General features: G+C 43.9%; 9 protein-coding genes. 4 read left to right on the forward strand and 5 right to left on the reverse strand.

Translation table 11 applies throughout. The features are described 5' to 3' along the window. Positions 1–36 precede the first annotated feature (36 nt). The gene (locus tag QUA78_RS24955; RefSeq protein ID WP_172188544.1) at positions 37–237 is read right to left on the reverse strand and encodes a hypothetical protein; all 201 of its coding nucleotides are present in this window, start codon (positions 235–237) and stop codon (positions 37–39) included. A gap of 159 nt (positions 238–396) precedes the next feature. On the opposite strand from QUA78_RS24955, the gene QUA78_RS24960 reads away from it, so the two are divergent. After that, positions 397–1,227 (forward strand): alpha/beta hydrolase, encoded by an 831-nt coding sequence (locus tag QUA78_RS24960; RefSeq protein WP_333303558.1) that lies wholly within the window; start codon positions 397–399, stop codon positions 1,225–1,227. A 192-nt stretch (positions 1,228–1,419) separates the two neighbouring features. Further along, on the forward strand, positions 1,420–2,838 hold the full coding sequence (locus QUA78_RS24965; protein ID WP_333399085.1) for an ATP-binding protein: 1,419 nt from the start codon (positions 1,420–1,422) through the stop codon (positions 2,836–2,838). A 116-nt stretch (positions 2,839–2,954) separates the two neighbouring features. On the opposite strand, the gene QUA78_RS24970 is transcribed toward QUA78_RS24965, so the two are convergent. From QUA78_RS24970 to QUA78_RS24985, 4 genes are all read right to left on the reverse strand, one after another. Continuing rightward, a complete protein-coding gene (locus tag QUA78_RS24970; protein ID WP_333303561.1) occupies positions 2,955–3,308 on the reverse strand; it encodes a slr1659 superfamily regulator in 354 nt (117 codons plus the stop codon). Between the two features lie 66 nt (positions 3,309–3,374). Further along, entirely contained in the window at positions 3,375–3,983 is a 609-nt protein-coding gene (locus QUA78_RS24975; RefSeq protein ID WP_333303562.1) for a DUF6272 family protein, read from the reverse strand. Positions 3,984–4,014: 31 nt separating this feature from the next. Further along, positions 4,015–5,250, reverse strand: coding sequence for an adenylate/guanylate cyclase domain-containing protein (locus QUA78_RS24980; protein ID WP_333303563.1), 1,236 nt, complete (start codon positions 5,248–5,250; stop codon positions 4,015–4,017). Between the two features lie 182 nt (positions 5,251–5,432). Continuing rightward, the gene (locus QUA78_RS24985) at positions 5,433–7,538 is read right to left on the reverse strand and encodes a SpoIIE family protein phosphatase (RefSeq protein ID WP_333303564.1); all 2,106 of its coding nucleotides are present in this window, start codon (positions 7,536–7,538) and stop codon (positions 5,433–5,435) included. A gap of 196 nt (positions 7,539–7,734) precedes the next feature. Here QUA78_RS24985 and QUA78_RS24990 point away from each other — a divergent pair, with 196 nt between their 5' ends. Further along, entirely contained in the window at positions 7,735–8,094 is a 360-nt protein-coding gene (locus tag QUA78_RS24990; RefSeq protein ID WP_333303565.1) for a VOC family protein, read from the forward strand. A gap of 3 nt (positions 8,095–8,097) precedes the next feature. Continuing rightward, positions 8,098–9,378 (forward strand): recombinase family protein, encoded by a 1,281-nt coding sequence (locus QUA78_RS24995; protein ID WP_333303566.1) that lies wholly within the window; start codon positions 8,098–8,100, stop codon positions 9,376–9,378. Positions 9,379–9,508: the final 130 nt, after the last annotated feature.

Here is a 9,508-nt window from a genome sequence, read left to right on the forward strand (position 1 = left end):
AAAATTCGATCGACCGCGGGCGATCGTAAAATTTGTTTAAATAGCTTGTCGAGAAACTCGTTTCTCAAAATGAGCCTGAGTCTGCTGCAACAGTAGTTCGCGACTATCCTTAGCGGTGGTAATGGTAGGGAGCAAGTTGCGAGCTTGTAAAGTCATGTGAAGCTGTAGGTGTGCTACGTACTCACTGACATCTTCGCGAAGAGAGCAAGCCGGGTACTGTTTTAAAGTAGAGTTCAAAGTGTTCTCCTGCTTTGAGTTTGCAGTATTTTCAAATAATAATAGAGAATATCACGGTCTATTTCTAATTGTGTACTCCGTAATGAAGTTTAACCTTTGGACTGCTGTTTTGTTACAATTGTTTACAAAATTTTCTTACCTATCAGGAATCGATCGCCCATGCAGTCTCAAGCACTTGTAGGACAGAAGCACACATTAAGTACCTTTGTCAATAGCAGCAGCCAAACAGCGGCCTACCTCGACATCGGGTGTGGCCGACCCTTATTGATGCTGCACGGTTTCTTCGGAGAAAAGACTTGCTGGCTGCGATTAATTGAGTTATTGCAATCTCAGTTTCGGTGCATCAGTTTAGATATGTTGGGTTTTGGAGAATCCAGCAAACCAGAAATCCGCTACGATGTAGCTGTAGAAGTTGCATTTGTGCGGCAAGTTGTAGAACAACTAAATATCGAACCATGCTGCATCATCGGACATTCTTTTGGCGGTTGGGTCGCATCTGCATATTCCCTAAAATACCCTAATTCTGTCAGTAGTTTAGTATTAGCAGCACCTGCGGGAATTCGGGACGACAGTTTTTGCGGTCAATACGATTCTTTGCGACCGTTGCTGTGGAAAACCCCAGCCGTCGATTTGGCTTTGCAGTTAGCCAAACCTTTTGCTAGTTTAGCCGGAAAAAGTGAGAAATTGCAGCAAATTTCTGGGTGGCGCAGAGAGTTAATATCTCAACCAGTAGCAAGGTCATTTTTAATGAGTCGGATGCGGCCGGAAGACGCAGTTGATACCGTAGAAAAAGAAATTAACCAATTGCAAATTCCTACCTTAGTCATTGCAGCAGATGGCGACGAAACTATTCCTCTATGGCACTGTCAAACCTATGCCAACGAGATACCGGGGGCTGAGTTAGCAATTATTCCCAATTCCACTCACAGCTTGCCGCAAACTCAAGCTCAAATCATGGCGAAGTTGATAGGTAAATTTTTGAATAATTAAGAAAAACTATGCAACAAGCCGAATTATGAAAATTGTGATAAGTCAAAAATTGAAAATAATTGTGTTTTAGTATACTACTTTAGTCCGAAATACAGAATATATTAGTTAGTGTCTTGTACAAAAAAAAATATGGCTCTTAAACCTTGTGTCAGCAGGAGCTACAGACATTTAGTTGAGTCGGGGGCATTATCAATGGCGACACTGAATAACTACTTTAATCTGGAAGAAATTACGACAGCCAGAAAAATTAGTGCTGCGGTAATTAATATCAGCGGCCGCCAGCGAATGCTTTCCCAACGAACGGCTTTTTTTTGCATGAGGTTAGCTTGCTCTGAGAATGCGGCAGAAAGAGAAAAACTGCGCGGGGATTTGTTAGAGGCGATCGAGCTGATGGAAAAATCGCATCGCGACTTAATTAATATTGGCAGCAGCATCAACTTAGCGAGTCGCCCTTCATTCACCGTCCAGGCAATGTATTTTGAGGCGCCACTGTATCTAGACAAACAAGTCCGCGAATATATCGATCGAATAAAAGCATTGGTGCAAGTTCCTGATGCCGAAATCAGGCTGGAAAATCCCGATCTGCTGTACATTGTCGAAGCTGCGGGCGGCGACTTGCTAGAAGCTTTCGATGCCGTGGTGAGTCAATACCAGCAAGAAAGCGAAATCGAACAATTTGAAATCGACCTCAAACAGGTTGAACTTTATCAAGAAAGTTGTGCTGCTACCGCGAAAGCGGAAGCTCAAGCGGCCCAGCTCGATCGCGCACTTTGCGAACTCAAACAAACTCAAGCTCAACTCCTCCACAGCGAAAAAATGTCTTCGCTGGGGGCGCTAATGGCTAGTATCGTCCACGAAATTAATAACCCAGTTAGTTTTATTTACGGCAACTTGAGCCATGCCGCAATTTATACTCAAGATTTGCTGAACCTGCTGTGTCTGTATCAAGAATACTGTCCCAATCCCTGTCCCGAAATTAAAGCTTTAATCGAAGAGATAGATCTCGATTTTCTAGTTGAAGACTTGCCTAAAGTTATCTCTTCTATGCAAATGGGTTCCAATCGCATTCGCGAAATTGTCAAATCTATGGGCAACTTTTCGCGAACCGATAACAGTAACATGACCCTGTGCGATTTGCACGACAGCATTGACAGCACCGTGTTAATTTTGCGAAACCGTCTCAATTCTCAAATAGACCGTCGCGACATTCAAGTAGTTAAAAATTATGGAAAATTGCCTGCTGTAGAGTGTTATGGCGGACAGCTCAATCAAGTATTTATGAATCTAATTACCAACGCGATCGATGCTTTGGACGAGGCATCACAAAATGAACCCTATGCTGCGCTAAAAATTTCGATCAGCACAGAATTAGCTGGGCCCGATCGCGTGAGAGTACGGATTGCTGACACGGGAGCGGGAATGACAGCAGAGATAAAAGAACGAATGTTCGAGCAGTTTTTCACCACCAAGGAAATCGGTAAAGGTACCGGTTTAGGATTGTCTATTATCTACAAAATATTAGTAGAAAATCACGGAGGATCGCTCAGGTGCGAGTCTGAACCGTCCAAAGGAACCGAGTTTATCATTGAACTGCCGGTACAGCAAATTTAAGCAATTTACAAATATCCAAATTTATCTGTGTTAATTGTGGCACGGGCAGGACGCCTGTGTTAATTGTGGTATGGGCGTCCCGCCTATGTTAACTCTCGTTAAAATTTACACATATCCTACTCTAATTCTAGCTTCAAAGTTGGCAACAGCTTTTCTAAATTTTTGAGAGATTTCTGTTGCCAAGGAACATCATTTGACCCCAATACCAAAAGTTGAATCGTTTTCTTTTTCCGGACGCTAATGACAAACTTAGACAGCATACTGATACCAGAACTGTTAACAAATTCCAATTTTTTTAGGTTCAAGGTAATAGTAGGCGGTTCGGGATTGGCGACCTCATCTAACAATTCGGCTATTGGTGCATACTCTGCTGGTCCGCCCAGGCTGAGTTCGCCTTGGAAACTGACTGTGACTGATTCTCCATCGTACTGAATGTTGTAATCTTCACCTTTAATTTCTTGAATGCCCATTGTTCTTTGGTTTCCTGAGTAAAATACTGCGATCGCACAAGAGAGTAAATATTGAAATGGTTGAAACTAGACCCTAATTTGAACCACAGTCGTAACAGCGATCGTATCACTGTCTGGCCTTGGGTCGAATTTCCAACCTATCTTAGCTGAATAGTCATTAATCATAGTCAGCAATCCCAATCCCGAGGTGTCGCTTTCAGATTCAGCATTCTTTTCAAGCTGCTGCAAATAAAGTTCATTGGGATCGGAAGCCAAAATTTCTTTAATAAACTCCTTCAACTTATTCGCGCCTTCGGAATTGACACTATTACTGGCAAAAATTACGGCAGTCACCTCTGTTTCACCAATAAAGTGGATGCCAAATTTGACTTTGTAATTGGTATCATCTTTATTAAATTTTATCGCATTTTCTAACAGTTCGTTAGCGACGTAGCTCACAGCTCCCTTGCTTTGTTTAACCCGTTTCTCGCTGCTAGCATCCTCTGCATCCACTGGTAGAAAGCTGGACAAATAATCGGCTACAAAATGAGCCGAAAGCCTGTTGTTGCGCCAGCGCTGCTTGATGGGGCGAGAGCTAGGCGTAAAAGTAAGTTCTAGGGAGTCGTGTTCCGGTGGAAATTGGTCAATAAATTCTCCACAGATTTCTGTCACAGTTTGTAAGCTTCCAGATGTCATTATTTTTTTCCCTCCAATTGATGTTTTCATGTCATTTCTGGGTAAATTTCCACACGCCATTCCAGTTAGCGGGAATACTATTTTCTAACAGTGCTTGGATGCGTTCTAGGTAAAGTTGGCTGGGTTTGTCACCTGGATTGAGTGCCACTATTTCTTCAAAACAAACTTGGGCATTAGCAAAATTTCCCAGACAATATTGTTCGAGCCCTTCCTCAAAAATAGGCACAGTTTGAATTTTGAGCGATCGCACTGGTTCTACATCAACATCTAACACCTCACAAACAGTAATGGCTTCTTGTCTACCTTTGACAATGGCACGATCCAAAAATCGAATATGATACTTTTCTGGTTGAGTCAAACGTTGTACCACATCTCCTGAAACTAATAAAGATACGCCATAATACTTAGTTAAACTTTCCAGACGCGCCGTGAGATTGACATGATCGGACAGGGCATCGGCTTGCATCCGGTTCGCGTCTCCAATAATCCCCACCATTGTATCACCGACATGGATACCAATGCCAATATTCAGCGGTATGTACCCATTTATTACACGGCTTTGGTTGTATTTTTGCAACTGTTCAAGCATCACAATTCCTGCCTGAATAGCATCATTAACGCCATCGGGAAAAACAGCCATGACTCCATCTCCCATATACTTGACAATAAAACCGTTGTGATTGCGAATTTCAGGACTAATTTGCTGTAAATAGCTATTGATGAAGTCAAAGTTTTCTTGAGGAGTCATTTGCTCCGCCATTGTGGTGAACGAACGCAGATCGGAAAACATAATTGCCATCTCTTTGCTCACGTGATCTCCAAGCTGGAAATCAACCATGCTCTGCTTGCCGAGAAATTGGAGATATTCATCGGGAACAAAACGTCCATAGGCTTGCAAAAGTTTCTCTAATTCCTGTTCCCGCGCTTTCACGGTTTGCACCATATGCGAAAATACTTGTGCCAGTTCTCCCAGTGCATCACTACGCGCTGCCACCTCTGACAATATCTGGGGTTCAAAGCTGTTATTTTTCACAGCAATAGCTGCATCTATCACCTTTTTGACCTGCTGGATGTAAGTCTGCATCTCTCGATTTTTATGATGGATCTGGTTTTCCAGATCCGTGGAGTGTTCCGTGATAATTTCTACTAAAGTTTCATAGCTATTTTTTTCCTCTTCGGCTTCCTCAAGTTTTTGTATCAAATCCTGTAGCTGGGTATTGAGCTTTTCTGGAGATGTAGATTGTGCTAAATTTATTTTTGGTTGCATAATTTCTCCTCTCAAATTTGGGATAGCAAAATTGTTTCACTCGCTTGCTGTAAATTACTACAACTTACACAGGCGGATCCAGAAATCCCGTTTCTGCTTCTTCTGCTTCTTCTGCTTCGATGCTTCGATGCTTCGCCACTAAATCCAAGAGCGATGCTAGAAACCGGGTTGATGACAGTCAATCATAAATTATGCACAATATTTCCCTGTTGCTTCAATACTAGCAAAGTAATGTCATCAAATACCTTTTGTTCTCCCATAAATCCTCGCAAATCATCGATGGTGGCTTGCTTGATTTGTTCGGCGCTCAAATGCCAGTTTTGAGAAACCACTTCACAGAGTCTATCGAGTCCGTAGAATTTTTTGTGCATATTTCTAGCTTCGGGGATGCCGTCAGTGTAAAGCACCACCCCGTCCCCCGGCTCTAAGTCTACTAAAATATAGCCGATAAACTCGGAAATATTCTCATCTAAACCGATCGGAAATCCTAAATCTATTGTGTCTATTCGCTGGATTTTACCGCCTTTTCTGACCACAATAGTTTCCTCATGCTGACCGCTGATACTAATTGTGCGATCGGCATAATTGAGCATAGTTAGCGTCATACTTTTGTCCGAGTTCATGCGCTGGACATTTTTATAAATAGTGCGGTTGAGGGTATCTAAAAAACGCACAGGGTCGGATTCTTGCATTTCCTGAAGAGTGCGGACAGCAGCTTGAGTCATTACCATCAAAATGCCGCTTTCTAGTCCGTGTCCAGTGACATCGCCGATGCCAATTGTAACCACACCGTCGGTATGGAGAACATCGTAATAATCACCGCCTACTTCGTCGGCTGATTCCATGAATCCGGCAATATCTAAATCTTTAATTTCCTCTAGTTCTTGGCGTTTGGGCAAAATCAATTGCTGCATTTGTTTGAGAATGTCGAGTTCGGCACTCATCCGCATATTTTCCGCTTTGAGTCGGTGATTGAGAGTCGCAATTTCTGCATTAGCTGTGGCGAGTTCAGCGGTGCGTTCTTTAACTTTATCTTCCAGGGTTTCAAAGGATTCTTTGAGTTGTCCTGCCATGCTATTAAAAGAATTGGCTAGTTTTTTAATTTCGACGATCGAACTGGTTTTTACCTGTCGGTCGAAATAACCTTTAGCCATGTCTTCCGAAGCTTGGATGATGCTTTCAATGGGGCGAGTAATCCAGCGGGCTGTGAGAATTCCCATTGCCGTTGCTACAGTAAATGCGATCGCGCACAATAGAATTGTGGTGTGGGTATTGGCATTGATTTGGGCCATAAAATATGACTCGGGAACCACCGTCACGATTAGCCAGTCCAACCCAAACTTGTCTTGCCAGGGAGCAACCAGGACAAAGTATTGCTGTCCTTGAATTTTAATGTTAAGCCTTTGGGTTTTTCTAATCTTTTGAAAGCTGCCGAACTGATTTTGCAGGGTTTGAGCAGCAGCTTGAATCACAGGATCGGAGATGTTCAGGGCGCTGAAGCGTTGGGCTTGATTATTCACCCTTGTAAAAGAGGGTTGGGAACCGGAATTTCCAATCAACTGCCCATCTCGTTCCATGATGAAAGTTCGCCCGGATTTGCTCAAGCTTAAGTTGTGCAGAAAGTTAGAAATATTGGACAGTTGTAAATCAACCCCAATCACTCCGATTAGTTTGCCCTTTGCAAAAATAGGACGCATGGCCCCTACAGCAATAAATTCAAACTGGTCTAACGCATACACAGAAGTCCAGATGGGTTTACCCGCTTTAGCCGCCTGAGTGTACCATTCTGCTGTCACCGTATCAAACGCAGCAACCTGCACTACTTTAGTTCGATTTCCCTGGTTGTCGGTTGTGTAGCCGTAAATTTTCCGGTTTGTCCTTGCTGAAAGCTCGTCAATAGTGACGCCTTTCCCCGGTCTTACTGGCCCAGCACCAATAAAGCGTCCGTCTGAAAGTCCATAGGAGATCAAGCCAAGATGATCGAATGCTTGCACTTGCTTCCAAAAATAGCGTCCAGCAAGGTCTAAGTCATCTAGATTCAGCAATCCTGTTTCGATCGCATCGATGTTGATCTGATTAATATGATGAGGGGTTGAGAAATAGTTATCTAGGTGCTGATGGGTTTTGTTGCTCACCTCAGTCATTAACTGGTTAGCCAAATCTGTTACCGCTTTTTGTCCATTGCGGAAGGAAAGATAGCCAACTAAACCAACGGCTGCAAAGATTTGCAGCAGGAAGGGAACTACGAGGGCGGTGCGGAGGCGGAATTGGCAAAGGGTGGAGGCCATAGCATGATATCAAGAAGTTTGTAAATGCTGCCGCAAACTGGAATTGCTGCCTCGCTTCTACCTCGGTAGATATGTTAATAGCGACTGACAATGTTATGATTATATCAAAAACGGAATAAACATCAGCCAATCTGCGTTCATCAGCGCTCATCTGCCTGCATCAGCGGTTAAAATAAAAAAATAAATACCAAAAAAAATGCAAATTACTCAAGCCCTCCACGCCGCCATACTCGTTTCCAACCTCGAAAAATCAGAAGAATTTTACAGCAGCATATTAGGACTGTCAAAAATAGATAGACAATTAAAATTTTCCGGTATCTGGTATCAAGTCGGCAACTTCCAGATACACCTAATTGTAGCTGCAACAATTATCCCAGATGTCGCAGACAATGACAAATGGGGGCGCAACAGACATTTAGCATTTTCTGTTGCTAACTTAGCAGCAGCAAGAGAGCAATTAATTGCTCACAATTGCCCGTTCCAAATGAGCGCGTCAGGTCGATCGGCATTATTTACCCAAGACCCCGACGGGAATATAATTGAACTGAGCGAGTAAAAGATGAAAATCATTGCCTACTCTTACAGCGAACCGCTGCTAGAACCTGCGCCGGCAGCCGAAATTTGGGGCCAAGAGGTCGATCGAATATATCAAGACTTAGGAGGGCGACAACAACTGCAACAACTCCTCAAAGACTGCCAAACAGAACCCGTCAAATACCTGCTAATTCAGCGCTTTGAAGAACTCGGCGACACCTTACAGCAAGTGTGTTCGCACCTCGCCCAACTCGAAAACCTCGGCGTCGAAATCATCGTACAAGCAGAAACAGAACCGCGAAACCGCAAAAACTTGCTGCAAATCCTCGCAGAACTCCAGCGCAGCCAACACAGCCGGAGCATTCGCAAAGGACACGCTCGCAACCGCATCAAATCCCGGATTCCACCGGGTAAGGCTCCCTACGGCTACCGGCGCGGCAAAGAGCGCTACACGATCGAGCGATCGGCCGCCGCCGCCGTCAAAGACTTTTTTGAACACTTTCTAATCTACGGTTCTTTGCGCGGTTCCGTGCGGTATTTAGCAAAGAAATACAGCAAAAAAATCTCCGTCAGCACAGGCCGCCGCTGGCTGACAAATCCCGCCTACCGAGGCGATTTGGAATATCTAAACGGCCAAGTAATTTCTAACACCCACGTCCCGATTATTTCCAGAGAAGAAGCCGCCCAAATAGACAGATTGCTGCGCCGCAACCGCCGCCTTTCTCCCCGCAGCGCCAGCGCCCCCCGTTCCCTCGCAGGTTTAGCAATTTGTGCGGAATGCAAATCGCCCATGACTGTTGCAAAAGTCACCTCCTACCGCAAAGATAGAGAATACCTTTATTTGCGGCCCATTAAGTGTCTGTCTCAGCCTAAATGCAGTGGCTTTTCCTACCAAGAAATATTGCAATCAACCATTGAAGGAATCTGTCGGGATTTGCCCGCTGCTGTCGCCGCGCTGCAAATGCCGGATATCAACGGAATTAAAGCAAGAATTGAACGCGCGATCGCCTCGAAACAAGAAATCCTAGACCAACTGCCCGCCCTGATGGAAAGCGGCATTTTAGACACAGAAACGGCAGAGTTGAGAGCCTACAAAATCCGCACGGAAATTGCGGAACTGCAAAGCAAATTAGCGCAACTGCCGCCAGTGAATTTGCGAGAAACTGCTCAAACTGTTTCTCTTCCACAATTTTGGCTGGACTTGTCGGAATCGGAACGCAGGTTCTATTTTCGAGAGTTTATCGATCGCATTGAAATAGTACACGAAAATGAAAGTTGGAAACTGCAAGTTATTTTCATTTTTTAATAACCCCGATCGATAACTTTTCTCTCATACCAAATCGGCTTAATTATTTCCTTTAAGCTGTTAAACATCTAAACTGCATTAACTAAGTTGCCTTTATTTTTTATCTTTCGGTTCCATTTCATAATTAGTC

It is taken from the genome of Microcoleus sp. K4-B3, from assembly GCF_036704615.1.
Taxonomy (GTDB): domain Bacteria; phylum Cyanobacteriota; class Cyanobacteriia; order Cyanobacteriales; family Microcoleaceae; genus Microcoleus.